General features: G+C 42.9%; 8 protein-coding genes. All 8 read right to left on the bottom strand.

The window, feature by feature from the left end; genetic code table 11:
- Positions 1-481: 481 nt before the first annotated feature.
- The 8 genes from ASF12_RS31445 to ASF12_RS36425 all read right to left on the bottom strand — a co-directional run bounded on the left by ASF12_RS31445 (position 482) and on the right by ASF12_RS36425 (position 17,996).
- Entirely contained in the window at positions 482-901 is a 420-nt protein-coding gene (locus ASF12_RS31445) for a hypothetical protein (RefSeq protein WP_056043090.1), read from the bottom strand.
- An 11-nt stretch (positions 902-912) separates the two neighbouring features.
- Positions 913-1,590 carry a polymorphic toxin-type HINT domain-containing protein gene (locus tag ASF12_RS36440; protein WP_327204965.1) on the bottom strand — a complete coding sequence of 226 codons (678 nt, stop codon included), beginning with the start codon at positions 1,588-1,590 and terminating at the stop codon, positions 913-915.
- A 47-nt stretch (positions 1,591-1,637) separates the two neighbouring features.
- Positions 1,638-4,418, bottom strand: coding sequence for an RHS repeat-associated core domain-containing protein (locus tag ASF12_RS36435; protein WP_056043085.1), 2,781 nt, complete (start codon positions 4,416-4,418; stop codon positions 1,638-1,640).
- Complete coding sequence (locus tag ASF12_RS34140) at positions 4,415-4,570, bottom strand: RHS repeat domain-containing protein (RefSeq protein WP_081419160.1); 156 nt, start codon at positions 4,568-4,570, stop codon at positions 4,415-4,417. The genes ASF12_RS36435 and ASF12_RS34140 overlap by 4 nt, the downstream gene beginning before the upstream one ends.
- A gap of 236 nt (positions 4,571-4,806) precedes the next feature.
- Positions 4,807-5,256, bottom strand: a complete 450-nt coding sequence (locus tag ASF12_RS31430) for a hypothetical protein (protein WP_056043083.1) — start codon at positions 5,254-5,256, stop codon at positions 4,807-4,809.
- 4 nt (positions 5,257-5,260) lie between these two features.
- Complete coding sequence (locus ASF12_RS36430) at positions 5,261-6,880, bottom strand: polymorphic toxin-type HINT domain-containing protein (RefSeq protein WP_056043081.1); 1,620 nt, start codon at positions 6,878-6,880, stop codon at positions 5,261-5,263.
- Positions 6,881-7,318: 438 nt separating this feature from the next.
- The gene (locus tag ASF12_RS31420) at positions 7,319-7,840 is read right to left on the bottom strand and encodes a hypothetical protein (protein WP_056043079.1); all 522 of its coding nucleotides are present in this window, start codon (positions 7,838-7,840) and stop codon (positions 7,319-7,321) included.
- A 13-nt stretch (positions 7,841-7,853) separates the two neighbouring features.
- Positions 7,854-17,996 (bottom strand): polymorphic toxin-type HINT domain-containing protein, encoded by a 10,143-nt coding sequence (locus ASF12_RS36425; protein WP_056043077.1) that lies wholly within the window; start codon positions 17,994-17,996, stop codon positions 7,854-7,856.
- Between the last annotated feature and the right edge of the window lie 28 nt (positions 17,997-18,024).

The following is an 18,024-nucleotide window of genomic DNA, read 5'->3' as shown; positions in this document are numbered from 1 at the left end:
CTGACGGAGATTCCGTTATCTAAGAAATGGACAAGAATGGTTGTGCCAGAGGCAAATAAAATTTCATATCATACCCTACCTTAATTAATTTCTGATTTTAATAAGCTTCGTAGTTTAATAGCGACCGTTTTCATATGGTTGTTATTGAACCATTATTAAAAAAGCTGATGCCGATCAAGATCATTATTAGCTATTATTCGTTGTGTCTACTTTAATGACAAAAGAGCAAAAAGCACTTAAGCTGCCACTCACAAGAAGAGGCATTCCCAAAATACGTTTTACACGCCCTCTTCACGGTTCTTCTAATGCTAACTTTTCCAATGCTTAAAAAAACGCAAGTTTCGAGGCTAAACTAGCCACAAAACTCGCGCTTTCTCATTTCATCCAAAACTCGACTCTACAAGGGCATCTCAATCTAATTAAAAAACTACTTATGGGACAGACCCTTAAGTCTTACTCCATCAAAATTCTATAACTCCTATTATTCTTTTGATCCTAACACCCTGCTTTGTATCCCCTGTAAAGTAGACCTTGGAATTCTTGTATATTTAAATACTTTGTCAATATCCATACCATCTGCAAGCATTTTTTCTACCATTTTAGCCTCACCTACAAACTCACCTATTGGCTTAGCTGCTGCCGACCCCTCATCACGTCCAAGCTCTCTTTCTTTTGACACAGGATATTCCACACTATTCTCTAATTCCAGATACCACCTCTTCTCTTCCGGGTAAGTTGCATTAAAACCAATTTCACCTTCCCATTCCTGATCTTCTTGATATCCAATTACTTTGTCACCAGACCTTAAATTAAAATGGGAAATTACAAAAGGCGGGATTGTAGGTCTAATATGACCATCATAATGATAATTTGTATCTATAGATATCCTCTTAAGTTCCATAATAGTCTCCTTTATTTATTCAAGTTCGGATTCGGAACTTGTGTAAATTGTTTTGATAAATTTGCCGCTTCAGTTTCTGTAAGTTGTCTTCCACCTGGGGTATAAATACTTACATGATATGGATTAGGATTAGCACCGACTGTAGGGGTCGCTACAACTTTGTAACCAGCATCGTTAAGTTGTCCTACAGTAACTACTGAAATTTGTTTATTTTTTAAGTTTGGCGATAAGGCTGCATTGGATACCCCTAGCCCACCATTTGCTGATAAGGTATTATTTTTTTGATCTAATTCTTGATTCTCTATTAAGTGTTTTGGTTGAGCTGACCCGCCGCGAACAATCGTAGCATTCCTGGGTAATTCTGTATTCTTTGCAAATTGCCCGTTCTCGAGTGGTTTTGCTGTACTTGTATTAACATGACAGTTATTTAGGTTTGTATTATGCACCCAAATACCCAAATCACTTACAAAATACGTATGAAAGTCAGCCACTTCAAAATTATATACGGTAACTTTTTCTTTCAGCTTAACCATTTCAATGTTTTCAATGGTTAATAGCTCGCCATTACTCTTCTGAAGCTGATCCCCCTCACCTAAATCTTCTGCAAGTACCCAACCTTTACCTTCTACCCAAAATGGATGGTCAAACGTTGTTTCAATAATTTCATCACCTATTGAAAGCTTATAAATTAAATCTCTCTCATTTCGAAATAGATTTAATACTTCCTTATAAGTAATTACACCTGTGTCGTCTTCTTAGAGAGAACCCTATCTCCGACTTCAATGTCCTCAATATTCTTCTCCCCTTGATCGGTTAAAACCTTTGTTCCAGCCGTAAAACAGTTACAACCTGCATAGGTTTTATAACGACCTGGTTTTATGCTAGCTTTTCCTCCAGCAAAATACATCCCCGCCCCCGCTGAAATTTCTTGCATTTCAGCTTCAAATCGCATATTCGCTACAGACGCTCTTCCTTGATACGCATATTCTGCATATAACACCATTTCTCCAGAGAAAAATCCCTCTATGGCACTCAGCATATCTCCGTTTTTCGTATTAGCTGTCTGTGTTAAATATTCTTGGAAGCCTGCGTCTGTTCCATCAGGGTATATTCCATCATATAGAGCACGTAATATTTTTTTATCATCTGATGAAAGACTGCTGACACCCTTTTTCATTAATTTTTGTGTAGCTAAATGAGCAGAAACATAACCTTCTCTGTATAATCTTTCCGGAATATCTTTAGATATATTTCCACTATAACCTATATTTGAATATTTATAGGTTAAATAATCGCCAAATTGACTATTTTCTCTTCGATTCATCAGAACAATCATTGCAGCTATTTCTCTGTCCTCATGTTTCGATATTTCTTTTACGGGTGAATTTCCTGTTTGCATTACACCTAAAAGATTTTTTATGATTTTTTGTTCTTCCGCATTCATCCCGTTATTATTTAAGAAATTTATACTATCTTTCTTATCAGTAGATAAGTCTAAAATGCTTACTTTGTCTCTCACCATACTAAATTTCGGACTTTGATTTTTGGAATCTGGTAAGTAGTCTAAACGTTCAATATAAACATACGATCCTATGATCCCTTCTCCTACAAACATCTCTACTTTAGAGTTAATGACAACTTTTCCACCTGTTATAGAACTTACACTTTTCGAGTTGGATTGTGTCATCCATTTATCGTATGTCTCGTTATCTACTATAATTCTTCCGTTTACAATGGAATAGCCCTTCGCCTTCTCAATAGGCTCGTCTATTTTCTTAGTATTTAATTGCATAGAGACGCCAGTCGCCAATCTAATTGTCGTTATCCCTGTTTTGGAATCACACGATAACTGGGCATCCGTCGCCTTCACCAAGTCCCGTAAAGCGACTTCAACCATCCCTGTTGGGTCTAAATAAATCAAAGGATTATTCAGCACATACGTATACCGATTCAGCGACAACGGCTCATTCGCTCGTCCTTTATACGTATCCTCGGATATAAACCGCCCTACATACGGATCATAATAACGCGCCCGCAGGTAATACAAGCCCACTTCCGCATCGTAAAACTCTCCCGAGTAGCGAATGGTGCTTTCATACAGCTCAATTGTCAGCGTCGGGCTACCGAATACATCGTAGTCATATTGGTTCTCAATTGTTCCCTGCTCATCTACCGTCTGCACAACGTCGCCATGACCGTTGAATAGGAAATACGACAGCTTGTCCGCCTGATCGATTCTGGCGATATAGTTTATGCCTTTCACATAGCGCACACTGACCGCGTTCGCTTTATCCGTCTCCAAAATAACGTATTGACGATCATACAAGTAGTTCGTCACTTGCTCTGCGTAGCCGTCGGCCGAGTTGCGAACCGTTTTCTGCGTCCGAAGATCGTCCCCGTCATAGGTGTATTCCACCGTCGAGCGCTCTCCGCCTTGTACATTGATTGCTTGCGTCAGACGGTTGAAGCCGTCAAAGGTGTTGTTTACCTTCTCCAGCAGGCTGCTTATTTCTTCGGTCTGCTCATCTCCGTATGGATTCGCTCCCGTCACCTGATTCATCCCCCGGCTGTGCGGACGCAAATAGCTGGTTTGCTGGCGGACTTCATTCCCGTTGCTGTCAAACAGCGAGATGACCTTCTTCTCCAGCACCTCTTCGCCCGCTGCATCCTTCATCTGCTCTGTCAGCTGCAGCAGCTCGTTCGCATTTGAATATAGATATTCGCTGCGCTTCACGATATATGTCAGCTCCGCTTTGCTAATCGGATCGGTATAGCCAGTCGGCTGCTCCGACGTATACGTCTCCAGCATCGATTGCCGATTGCCGCTGCGGTCATACGTGAAGACCGTCGTTTTGCCCGGCGCTTCCGCTTTAACAATACGACCAACCTCATCATACCCGTAATTCGTCGCACCGTAGCTGTCCGTTTTCGTCAGCTGATTGCCCGACAAGTCATACGTATAGCTATATTCAGATAGGACAGCACCGTCCGCCTTCGTATTAACCAGCTTCAACAACTGGCTGTTGCGGTCGAAGGTGTAGTTTTCCTTTACACCGCCCGCATACGCAATGGACGTACGGTTCCCGTTCTCATCATAGCTGTAGGATGTCGTCTTCCCTTGCGCCGTTACGGTACTCATCCGGCTCGATTTGTCATACGTATAGCTGGTCGTAAAGCCTGTTTTATCCTTCAAGCTCTTCACATTACCTACCGCATCATACGTATACGTGAGCTGGGTCTTACCGTCCTTCGCAACTTCCAGCAAACGGTTGTTTCCATCATACGCGTAGCGGCTCTGACCGCTGCCATCGTTCATGGAAGCACGATTCCCCACTTCGTCATACGTATACTGAATCCGATCCTCAGTTTCTGCCACCGCTTTTTTAACCAGCAGCCCCCGATTGTCGTAGCTGTACCGCGTATGGTTCTCGTTGCGATCCGTTAGCTCTGCGGTTTGCAGCGCCAGATCATAGCGGTAGGACATCGCTTGATTGGACGGATTGATGACCTGTGTCACCAGACCAAATGCCCTTCTCCATCCGTAACGGATGCTACGCGGCCCAGCTCATCATAGGCGTATTTCGTCACATAGCCGCGCTCATTCGTTTCTTCCGCTACATTCCCATTTTCATCATACGCAAATCGTTTGACCGCAGCCTGTCCGTTCATCTTTCGGCTCGTTTATGTAAGGCTGTTCATCCCATTCATTAAAGATTTAGAGAACATCTATGCAACACTTTTATTTTGTAACACAAATAACTTAGGGGCCAGCATAATCTAAACAAGCCGATTCCGGTTAAGTACCGAAATCAGCTTATTGTCTAGGGGTGTTAACAATGCCCTCTACATGGGGATTTGATAACTAGTAAATGAGAAAAACGAAAGATATTAACCTATTATATTTGCTAGCTGTTATATGACTCCCATCGATTTTCACCTACAAGATTTAGAATATTGCAAAATTCATAAACTTCTATCATTCTTTTTGTTATCAGATAGCCGTCTTCCTCAAGTTCTTCTGGGGTTAAATCACTCTCCTTTAATGACCAATAAATTATAGTATCAATATGAATTTCCAAATCTGTTATAAGAATACTTCTAATCTCATTCCACATCGTTTCTTCTTCCTTACATAATTGAAGTTCATCATCATATGAAGCCACAATAATAGCCATAAGAGCATATTTTTCATCTATATTCCAATTAAATGATTTATAGCTTTGAATAAATTCTTGAAGCCTAGTATGATCTGCAACTATATATTCCCAATCAATGTGATGAGTATCAGATAAATCAAATTTTTCAATAAGTTTAAGCCTTGCTTCGGGAGTGACTCCTATCGGATATTTATTCATTTAATCACCTTTCTGGTACTGTAGAATAATTACTATTGTAAGGATATGCACTGGCTATACTATTGTCATCTTTAACAACAATAATTGCTCGATTTGCAACAACCTTTTCTCCTGTTTTCAAGAATGAGATCCCCCCAACATTACTAGGTAATTCTACATCATATACTCCAGGTCCTTTTTTCGCGACTTCTGATATTAGCTTCGCTGCATCTTTTTGATTATTCCATCTTCCAATCTGAACCTTATCTTTAGCAGCCCTAGATTTTAATGCATCATCAGACATATGTGATCCGTGTTTTGAGTAAGCATGTCTATAGGTAGGTAAACTATTAGGTTTATCCCAATTCCATTTTGAATATGAGTCAGGGAGTTTAATATTCCCCGTCCCCCCAGGTGTACAACCATCCGTGTTTGTATTATGCACCCATATCCCGAGATCACTAACAAAGTAGGTATGGAAATCTTCTACTTCAAAATTATATACGGTTACCTTTTCCTTTAAACTAACAATTTCGATGTTTTCAATTGTTAAAAGGTCCCCGTTGCTACTCTGAAGTTGCTCTCCTGCTTCTAAATCTTCTGCAAGTACCCAGCCTTTACCTACTATCCAAAATGGATGATTAAATGTTGTCTCGATGATTTGCCCATCTATAGAAAGTTTATAAATCACGTCTCGTTCATTACGGAACAGATTTAAAACTTCCTTATACGTAATCTCACCTGTCTCATCATTCTTCGAAAGAACCATATCTCCGACTTCAATGTCCTCAATATTTTTCTCTCCTTCGTCTGTTAACACCTTTGTTCCTGCTGTAAAGCAATTACAGCCACCTACAATAGTCCTCCCCGGCTTGAATTTTGCTCTCCCTTTGGAAATCCCCAATCCCATTCCCGGCATACTGGATTCCATAATTTCCATGGACATAACTGCTGACGCTGCTATAATTCCATGGTTTTCTATATCTGCGTACATTAACGCTTCCCTAGAGAAAAATGCCTCTATCCCTTGCTGCAAGCCTCCTGTATTGCCTATTGTCTGCAAATAGGCCTGAAAATCTGCTTCTGTCGCTCCCTTATAGGTACTCATAAATACTTTTCTTAAATCATTTGTTTCTTGCTTCGTTAAAGCTCCAGCTCCTCTTGTCATTACTTCGCCGGAATACATATCTGCCGCTAGTGCGCCTTCTCTTTTTGTGCCGTAGTAGGAATAATATTGATCATCACTCAACGTATAATGATCGTATATAAACTTGTTAAATGAACTATTTTCCCTCCGATTGATCAATAAAGCCATTGCTGCATCAGCTTCACTCATCACTGCTCCCAATTCGGCATATAAATTTTTGACAAAGAGCTCATCTTTTCCAGTCATTCCTTTGCCCGTCAATAAATTTATACTATCTTTCTTATCTGTAGATAAATCCAGTACAGACACTTTGTTTCTTATTACTTGCGGTTGTTGACTTCCATATTTTTTCTCAATATAGACAGACGCTCCGATTATTCCGTCTCCCACGAATGTTTTAATCGTAGCTGTGGTCCTTACTGGTCCGCCCGTTACAGAACTTACACTTTTCGGTATGGACTGTGTCATCCATTTATCGTAAGTCTCGTTATCAACCATAATTCTTCCGTTTACAACGGAATAGCCCTTCGCCTTCTCTTTCGACTTGTCTGCGTTCTTGGTATCTAGATGAAAATTTCACATTTAGATGTTGGACGGGAATGTATCTTTTACGACTCGATTCATTCTGTATTAGTGCATTAGAAAAGAAAGACCTTGAGAGTTAGGTCCCTCAAGGTCAAAATAGTTTTGCTATTTGGTTGATTATTATATTATGGATAAAACAGTGACTTTACTGGAAGAGACGGCTTTATTAGCAAAATCGTATTGCCGACTATTTTTGTTTGATAGCCCCACTATTACCTCTAGCTACGGAATCCATGTCGAAATCATTCTATTAAATTATCAGATGTTCCATAGCCACACAAGTGAGTGGTAAAACCTCTATTATCCCATACTTGCTTTTAACTTATATGCAATTAATATAAGTATTTACTTCTAGTTGATCAATATTTCTTCTCTCTTTAAGGACTTAATGTTTTCTGTTTTCATTGACCAATATTCTTCCAGGCACTTATTTACCTCAGAAGGGTTCTTTAAGATGACCATCTGAATTAATCCTGCCAAAGTATCAAGAGCCACTAATAGCAATTCATGATCATCAAATATTATTTTAATGCCCACATCCATTATCGCGCTCCATTTATCACCATTATATTGCCACGTTACTGTATCCTTTATAATAGCTATATTTTCCACCTTTTTTCCAGTGCATAATTCCTTGTAACTTGCTAAAGATTCTTGAGCTAGTTCTACTTCAAACTTAGGATAATCATCTTTATCAGACCCCATCATAACATTATTAATTATCTTTACTTTTGTTTGAAAACTCTCAATAAATATACCTAAAGCTAATTCACCAACATCATCAATGAAAATATTAATAGGTGAATTACCAATTAAGCGTTTTAGCATATTTATATCCTTGGATTCTAGTACATTTTTAATTATATGATCCAACCTGAATCCTCCTCTAGTCTACAAAATGGATTTTCTGACTTTTATATGTGCCACCAGAGTTTATATCCACCACAGGAGTCCCATCAGAATGAGATGTGGGTCTATAAAGCACTATTGTACCGTCCTCCATTGTTCTAAGTTTTTTGCCACCACCAAGATCTTTCTCGGATATAAACCCTTTTGATTTTTCCTCAAAAAATTCTTTTGCTGCTTTATCTCCTCCGCTTATGTTTCTTACTTTAGCAGTTCCACTCTGACCAGTTTCACCAAAATATCCACTTTGATTAGCTATAAATTTCCCAGAATTCGGTGATCCACATTTATTTGTATCTGTATTATGAACCCAAATACCTAAGTCACTTACAAAATACGTATGAAAGTCGGATACTTCAAAGTTATATACTGTGACCTTTTCTTTCAGCTTAATAACTATAATATTATCAATATTTACTATTTCACCATTGCTTTTTCGAAGTTTGTCCTTCTCCTCTAAATCTTCTGCGAGTACCCAACCTTTTCCTTCAACCCAAAATGGATGGTTAAACGTTGTTTCAATGATTTGATCGCCTATAAAAAGCCTATAAATCAAATCCCGCTCGTTTCGAAAAAGATTTACGACTTCCTTATACGCAATCTCACCCGTATCGTCATTTTTAGAGAGAACCTTATCTCCGACCCCAATGTCTTCAATATTTTTCTCCCCTTCGACTGTTAAGACCTTTGTTCCGGCCGTAAAACAGTTACAACCATAAGTTTTATAACGACTTGGTTTAATGCTTATTTTACCTTGCGCATAATGCATTCCAGCTGCAGAAGTTATTTCTTGTAAGTTTGCTTCATTTTGCAGATGTAGTTGAGTTACTCTTGTATAGTGATCATACTCTTGAAATAAGAGCATCTCTCCAGTGAAAAACCCTTCTATTCCAGCCTCCAATCCACCTTGTTTCGTGCCAGCAATCTGTTGCAAATATGCCTGGAAGCCTTCGTTTGTCCCATCGGGATACAATCGATCATATAATGCTCTTAATGTTTTTAAATCATCTTTATCGAGGCTGTTAATACCCGATTTCATTAATTTTTTTGTAGCTAAGTTAGCATAAACATAACCCTCTCTTGAAAGATTTTTAGGAGCATCTGCAATCGTTTGACCATTAGTGTATTTATATATCAGATAGTCATTAAATTCCGAATCAACTCTTCGATTCAGCAACACAATCATTGCGGCTATACCGCTATTATCTTTCCCAATAATGTTGGTGATATTTGTTACTATTTTTTTCTCTTCAGCATTCATCCCTTTATCATTTAATAAATTTATACTATCTTTCTTATCTGTAGATAAATCCAATACCGACACTTTGTTTCTTATTTCTTGTGGTTGTTGACTTCCATATGTGCGCGTAATATAAACATGCGCTCCAATGATGCCGTCTCCCACGAATGTTTCTACCGTAGCTTTAATCTTTACTGGTCCGCCCGTTACAGAGCTTCTGTCTTTTTCATAAGGCTTTGATGACATCCATTCATCGTACTTCTTGTTATCAACAATAATTCTTCCATCCACAACGGAATAGCCCATCTTCTCCTGATCGGTTGAACTCTTGGTATTCAATTGAACAGAGATACCTGTGGTCAATCTAACTGTCGTTATCCCTGTTTTGGAATTGTAAGATATTTGGGCATCCGTCGCCTTTGCCAAGTCCCGTAAAGCGACTTCAACCATCCCTGTTGGGTCTAAATAAATCAAAGGATTATTGAGCACATACGTATACCGATTCAGCGACAACGGTTCATTTGCCCGCCCTTTATACGTATCCTCGGATATAAACCGTCCCACATACGGATCATAATAACGCGCTCGCAGGTAATACAAACCTACTTCCGCATCGTAAAACTCTCCCGAATAGCGGATCGTGCTTTCATATAGTTCAATCGTCAGCGTTGGGCTACCGAATACATCGTAGTCATATTGGTTCTCGATTGTTCCCTGCTCATCCACTGTCTGCACAACGTCCCCATGGCCGTTGAACAGGAAATACGACAGCTTGTCCGCCTGATCGATTCGGGCGATATAGTTGATGCCCTTCACATAACGCACACTGACCGCGTCCGCTTTATCCGTCTCCAAAATGACATATTGACGGTCATACAAGTAGTTCGTCACTTTCTCTGCATAACTATCAGCAGAGCTGCGCACCGTTTTCTGCGTCCGAAGATCGTCCCCGTCATACGCATATTCAACAGTCGAGCGTTCCCCGCCCTGAACATTGATCGCTTGCGTCAGACGGTTGAACCCGTCAAAGGTGTTGTTCACCTTCTCTAGCAGGCTGCTTATTTCTTCAGTCTGCTCATCCCCATAGGGATTCGCTCCCGTTACCTGATTCATGCCTCGGCTATGCGGACGCAAATAGCTGGTCTGCTGACGCACTTCATTCCCGTTGTTATCAAATAGGGAGATGACTTTCTTCTCCAGCACCCCTTCGCCCGCTGCATCCTTCATCTGCTCCGTTAGCTGCAGCAGCTCGTTCGCATTCGAATATAAATATTCGCTGCGCTTCACGATATAGGTCAGTTCGGTTTTGCTGATCGGATCGCTATAACCCGTCGGCTGCTCCGACGTATACGTCTCCAGCATCGACTCACGATTGCCGCTGCGGTCATACGTGAAGACCGTCGTTTTGCCCGGCGCTTCCGCTTTTACGATACGACCAACTTCATCATACCCGTAATTCGTGGCTCCGTAGCTGTCCGTTTTTGTCAGCTGGTTGCCCGACAAGTCATACGTATAGCTGTATTCGGATAGTACTACACCGTCCGCCTTCGTATTGACCAGCTTCAATAGCTGGCTGTTACGGTCGAACATGTAGCTTTCCTTCACGCCACCCGCATAAGCAATGGACGTTCGGTTCCCATTCTCATCGTAGCTATAGGACGTCGTCTTCCCTTGCGCCGTTACGGTACTCATTCGGCTCGATTTATCATACGTATAGCTGGTCATAAAGCCCGTTTTATCCTTCAGGCTCTTCACATTGCCTATCACATCATACGTATACGTGAGCTGGGCTTTCCCGTCCTTTGTAACTTCCAGCAAACGATTGTTGCCATCATAAGCATAGCTGCTTTGACCGCTGCTATCATTCATCGAAGCACGGTTGCCGGCTTCGTCATACGTATACTGGATGCGATCCTCAGTTTCAGCCACCGTTTTTTCAATCAACAGCCCACGATTGTCATAGCGATACCGCGTGTGATTCCCATTGCGATCCGTCAGCTCTGCGGTTTGCAGCCCCAGATCGTAGCGGTAGGACATCGCTTGATTGTTTGGATTGATGACCTGCGTCACCAGACCAAATGCCCCATAGCGATAGCGAGTAACCTTCCCTCTGCCGTCTGTCATATCCAGTTGGTTGCCAAGTAAATCGTAGCCATAGGTGACACTGACGCCTAGCGGATCGGTGACGCTCAGCAAGCGTCCCGCTTGATCATAGGCATACGTATGGGTAACCCCAAGCGCATTCGTGTCGGAGATTCGATCTCCCGCTGCATTGTATTGATACTTGCTCCCTTTATTTTGCAGCGCGGCTTCCGGCTCAGCCTGAGCTATCAGGCGATTCGCCAAGTCATAGCTATACACCGTTCCGTAGCGCTGCGCATCCGTCGCTGCCGAAGCATAGCCTTTCGCATCGATGACTTTAATCAGATTATCTGCTGCATCATACACATTACGCGTCACAATGATGTTGTACGGGTCCTTGACCGTCACCAGACGGTTAAGCTTATCGTACGCATAGGTCATGCGATGGCCGCTCGCATTCGCTTCCGCTATTTTGTTGCCTGCCAAGTCATAGCTGAAGGTCGCCTTCTGCCCTTCTCCATCCGTAACCGATGCTACGCGGCCCACCTCATCATAGGCGTATTTCGTCACATAACCGCGCTCATTCGTTTCTTCCGCTACATTCCCATTCTCATCATACGCAAATCGTTTGACCGCAGCCTGTCCGTTCACCTTCCGGCTCGTCTGCACCAGACGGTTCATCGTATCATACGTGTGCGTGGTCGTGTATTGGCTTCTTCCCGCCGTATCGGTCGGCGCATAGCCAAACGCACGTGGATCAATTTCCTGAATCACATTGCCTAGCACATCATACACGTATCCCGTTATGATTTGCAGCTTACCCGGATTTTCCTTATCTTGCAGAAGCTCCGTATTAGCCGAACTATCTAAATACATATGCTGAGCATCGACCAGCTTTATGCTTTGCGTCACTCTGTCCTGACTGTCGTACACAAAACGCTCCACATCATAAATCGATGTATCACGAAGCGTTGCCGTCTCCGTTACATTGCCGTTTTTATCATATTCATGAACCGTCAACGCGCCGCTGTTATCCGATTCGCTTTTCAACAAATTGTTCATGTAATAGGCATAGGTTCTCTCGCGTAAAAAAGCGTCATCCTTCGAGCTGCTGAGGCTCTCTTTAATCAGATTGCCTGCCGCATCGTAAGCATAGTTTTCTACTGCGTACACGATATTGCCACTGCTATCTTGCTCCAACGGCGATTTCGTTTCAATCAGCTTCTTGTTGGCATCGTAGGCGTACAGCGAAATGCTGCCGCGCTTATCTTGAAGCGATACGAGATTGCCTGCCAGATCGTATTTCGACTCCGTTCGCTGAAGCAGCGCATCCGTCACCAGCTTCACTTGCCCAAAGGCATTATACGCTGTCGTCGTTTTATTGCCGAGCTGATTCGTCTCAGAAGTCACACGTCCGAGCTTGTCATATTCATAGGCTGTCTCTCCGCCATCAGCAAAGGTTATTAAGCGAACGAGGCTATCTGGATAATAGGCATATTCCGTTATCATGCCACGAGCATCCGTAGATTTCGTTACATTTCCAAGCACATTGTAAACAAACATACTAGAATGCTGCAAAGCATCCGTCTGCTTGATCAATTGACCGAGACCATCATAAACATAGCTCATGCCCAAAGAGGCTGCTATATCTCCGGTATACTGCAGGCCATCTACCGTTTTGCTTATTCGACCGTTCACATCGTAGGCGATGTATTCCATCCCCTTGCCTTCTGGCGAGGTCGTAGAGGTAAGCCGATTCATCGCATCATACGTATACGATAGCCCCTTCATGGACTTGGCTGTGCCATCACGATCCAGAGAAGCCGTATACTGATTCGGCAATATCTCCTTGATTACATTGCCATTAGCGTCATATAGATAACGGGTAACAGCTTCCGTTCCATCCGCTGCCGGCTGCTTTTTGCGAATGACCCGATCCAGCTCATCATAGTCATAGCGAGTAAGCAGACCGAGCGGATTTTTTTCTTCAACTAAATTGCCCTTCTCATCATAGGTATAGGTGGTTGCTGCTCCAAGCGGATTGATTTGCTTCACGATGCGGTTATCCAAGTCGTAAGCCAGCTTGGTTACATAGCCCTTCGGGTCTGTCTGGCTCACAACATTGCCGGACTTATCATAGTGATAAACCGTTGTCGCCAGCACACGATCGTAGTAGGTATCATCTACCCCGGCATCTGCAAGCTCAGCCTGCACAAGCTCATCCATTTTCACCAAAAGCGACTCCGAAAGCTTACGGGATTGAACATCATACGCATAACGCGTGATGTCATAATCGCCGCTCGCTACCTTCGTCCGCTTCAGCGTTATATTGCCAGCCTCGTCATACTGCTGCAGCGTTTCCCGTCCATTTGGCCCGCTAACACTAAGCACGCGCCCCGCTTTATCGTAGCTATTCGTAATTTTATCGCCAGCTGAAGCCTTCGTTCCTTCCGCCCCAGACTTCGGCTGTTTAAAGCTGAAGGTTTCACTGCTGAGCAGGCGATTCGCTTCATCATACTGATGCTCCGTCAGCTTATACTGAGTCGAAGTCGAATTAGAAGAGATGTAGGCTTGCTCAGCAATCAGATTGCTGCTGGAATCATAGCGATAATAAGAGGCTTGACCTGCCTGATCTACCTTCTCGATTAATTCGCCTTTAGCGGAATACGACATGCTTTCCACGGTGCCATCCGGGTGCTCAATTCGGTAAGGCTTCTCAAACACATTGTTCCTTACGGTCGTTACATTACCGTTCTGATCCTTCTTGCTAATTAGCGTCTTGCCCGTAAGGTCATAATTATAACTTTCCTTGCTGCCATCCGGGTAGACCTTCTCCTTCAACAGCCCATTTAAATAATAGCTGTACGACGTTTTGCGCCCCAAGGCATCCGTTTCCGAGGTGACATTTCCCAGTGCATCATACCCATATTGGTTGGTGTAGTGAGCTGTGCCTTTGCTCGCATTGTCCGCACCAGTCTGCGCAGAAATGACAGCAATGACTTTATCATTTGCATCATATTGATAGACATTTCCACTGGATTGCGTTGGCTTTGCTGCCTGATAGCCTTCGCCTTTCCCTTCCTTAATGACGTTGCCGCGCTCATCATATTGCTTAAACAGCACAACCTCTTTGACTTTTCCGTCAAAGGAGCTGGCGGTTGTCATGCGGTTCAGCGCATCATACTCATAAAGTGTTCCCGGCGCATCTTCGAGAGCCAAGGCAGAATATCTGCCGTCACTTTCTTTGATCACTTTACCGTTTGCATCATAAGCATACCGGCTTCGATTGCCAAGAGCATCGCTCTTCGTTGCCATACGGCCAAGTCCATCATAAGTCATCGTTTGCGTAAGGTCAGTTCCTTGCACCGTTAGTGTTTCTGTTAAAAGCTGGCCAAGCTTGTCATAGCGATAAACGGTACGTTTTCCATTGGCCTTGCCGCCGTAAGGCTCAACCTTCTCGATGACCTGATTGCGGTAATTATACGTAAACAGTATCGTATCGTAGCCGTCTCCATTAAATACCTGCTGCTTGATGACATTGCCAGCAAGATCCCTATTATAGAACACGCGGTAGCTTCCATGCTCTTCTGTTTTACTGCCATTTTTCTCTTTAAAAACGCCTTCTTCCTTCGTCACCTGACCAGCAAAATTATAGGTGAACAACTGCTGCTTAAAGCTGGTTTCAGCTGCATCCGTATAATACGTCCCGGTAAGCTTATTGCCGTTAAGATCATAGGCATACCGAACATGTGCCGTTCTCGAGCCATCAAGCTTGGCGTATTCATCCGTCACCCGGTTCATCGCATCGTAGGTATAGCTTACATCGCTAGCTACGACACCCGCCGTTCCCGTTAATTTGCCCATTCTCGTTCGAATTGGATTTCCCGCTAAATCGTAATTATGGCGGGTATACGTATAATCCGCTTCACCCTTGGTATAAATACGCTGCTCCGCTACACGTCCAAGAGCATCATAAATAACCTCCGTAACCTTTTTCCCCGGATCTTGCTGGAGCTTTAATTGATCAAGCGCATTGTAGGCATATGAAGTCTCATTGCCTAATGCATCCTTCTTCTCTATTAACCGCCCCATATTATCGTAGCTGTACTGTGTCAAACCGTTTTTGCCATCGGTTTCACGCAGCAAATTGCCCATAAAATCATATTCATAGCTAGTGGTATATACCTGCTTATGATCTGGCGTCGTCTCTACCTTAACCGGACGATTCAACAAATCATAATAAAACGTAGTGGAATAACCCTCTTCATTCGTCAAAACAACGACAAGCGGAGCAGCGCTATTGCCCGTGTACTTATATTGAAGCGTCAGCTCCCCTTTATTGACCTTATCCTGTTCATAAGAGGAACGTTTAGTCAGGCGGAAATGGCTATCATATTCAAGGCGGAAGCTATTGCCGTTCGCATCGATTTCCTTCGTTTTTAATCCGAGAGCATCATACTCATAAGCTTGTAAAACATGCCACTCCCCGCTGTCCTCCACAGCCGCTTTAAGCAAATTACCCATAATGTCATATTCATATTGGAATCGATTGTTATTCGGATCGGTATATTGAATGCTTAAATTAGCGTAAGGATTTTCGATATAGCTGTAGCCTTTTACACCCTTATCCGGCTCTATCGTTTGCGTAACCCGTCCTAGTTTGTCGTAGGTATAGCTAGTCTTCTCCTGATTAGGATTCACGTCAAGCTTGCGGTTACCCGTATTAAAATCATAGGCATAGGATTTGGCTGCAACCTCGCCGTCTGCGCTGCCATATTGCTTGGTAACATAGGCCCCCTTCATATCCAAGCCGTTCGCATCCACATCATACTCAAACTGGGTAACAAAGCTTTGTCCGCCTGAGCTTGATGACTGGCGCGTCATATTGCCGTACGAGTCATATTGATAGTCCGTCACGGTCCAGCTATCCTCTGACTGGGCATTCATCTTCGTTTCCCTTGTCACGTCTCCTTTCGAATCAATAGCATACAGGATTTGGCTTACCGAATTTTTATCCTTCTTCCATGTCTTTGATGCCAATACATGAAACTTGTCATAGGCATATGCATAAACAACCAAATGATCATTGTTTACGGGATAGCCCTGACTATCTCGCTCTGCTTCCGGTCCCGTGTAATTCGTTAAGTTCCCATATTCATCATACCGGTAGTTTTCGATACGCTTTACAGGCGTATCATTCGATTGACCATTCGTTGTCTGGTAAATCAACGTTTCCTGCTTTTTCACCAGCTTCAGCTCGTCGCGCTCGCTCGATACGACCTCCTTGTGATCCTTTCCGGTATTTTCGGTTAAAATCAGCTGATGCAAGCCATCAAAGGTATATTTCATTTTATTGCCGATCGCATCGGTCGTTTCCGTGTAATAGCGAAACTTATCCTTCAAATACGTATGGTCATTTGGGTTATAGTTATCGGTTTTGTAGCCGTCAGCCTCGTTCGTGTAGCTGTATACCGTTTTATTTTTCACCTCGGTGGTGAAGCGGTCCTCGAACTTGGCTTTGGAGGCATCGTAATCCTTCTTGATCAGCTCGCGCTTCTCAAAAATTTTACGGTACTGCATGCTGCCCTCGCTAAGGCCCTTCGTAAACGTATTATAGATATAACGAGTGATATGATTGGTAGGAACATAATCCACCTGCATTAAATTTTCATAGCGATTGTAGACGCCATAGTTGGTGCCATTTACAAACGTAAAGCCAAGCTCAGGCTGCTCATACCAAAAATGATATTTCGGGCTGCCGTCCACATCAAATACGCGCTGCAGCCTTGTCCGCACCACATGCTTGGAATCATTGACCAGCACAGCCGATTTGTCATACACGAGCTTATTCTCTCCAGGCAGGTTGACGATAACCTGAAATTGCCCTTGCAGGTCGCCGGAATCCACATTATTCGGATTTTGTGTTGTTTTGTAGGTTTCATTTTTCCCATGCGCCTGGTTCGTGACTGCCCCTACTTTAAATTGATCGTTTTCTTTATAATCGATGGTCGTGATACGCCCAACGGTATCGACGATTTTGGAAATCAATTTTTTATGCGTCGTTTTGCCATCCACCGTATAGTCTAGTATTTTGTGCTGGAACGTAATCGTATTGCCATATCGATCGACAATGCCGAGGATCACACCATCTTCTGCAAAATATGTTTTTTTGCCTTCCTTATCGGTCATCACATATTTGGAGCTGCCATCTGTTTGCCCATTGTTAAACGCCGTCGTTTCACGAATGACGACATCTTTTACCGTCTGACCTTCCGGCAGCATGACGGGAAGACCATCCTGCGAAGCATTTTTCAAACGATAAATATCGCCGCTCTCGGTATGTAGAAACTTATGGCTCGTACCATCTTCATTTTTGCGAATTTCCATGCCCGGGAACGAGAAACGCATCCCAATCCCCAGATTATAGCGATCCTCATAGAACGAAGAGGATTCATCGACTGGCTCCACGTAGTCCACCCATGCGCCATTTACATACTTGACATTCATTTGCTGCACATTGGAAATGCCGCTTTGATAAATCCGTTTAATTTCCAAATTTAACCCATTGCGCCCAGGAAGCACATAATCGGTCTGCGTTAAACTCAGCTCCCCGCTTTGCGGGTTGATGTATTCGGCACTTTTATTATTGTTCAAATAAACAGGGGACAGCATTGTATTGTAATTTTTCTGTGGTCCTATTAAGTTGTTCATCTGCTCTTCCAATGTTTCCGCATAGGCTAATGGAGCAGGAAGCATAGATATAAATAAGATAAATAAGGACGTCTTAAGCCAACGTTTCACCCTTGCACCTCCATGAAGTTTAACTGCA

Source organism: Paenibacillus sp. Leaf72 (assembly GCF_001422685.1).
Taxonomy (GTDB): Bacteria; Bacillota; Bacilli; order Paenibacillales; family Paenibacillaceae; genus Pristimantibacillus.
This window is presented reverse-complemented; position numbering and strand designations above follow the sequence as displayed.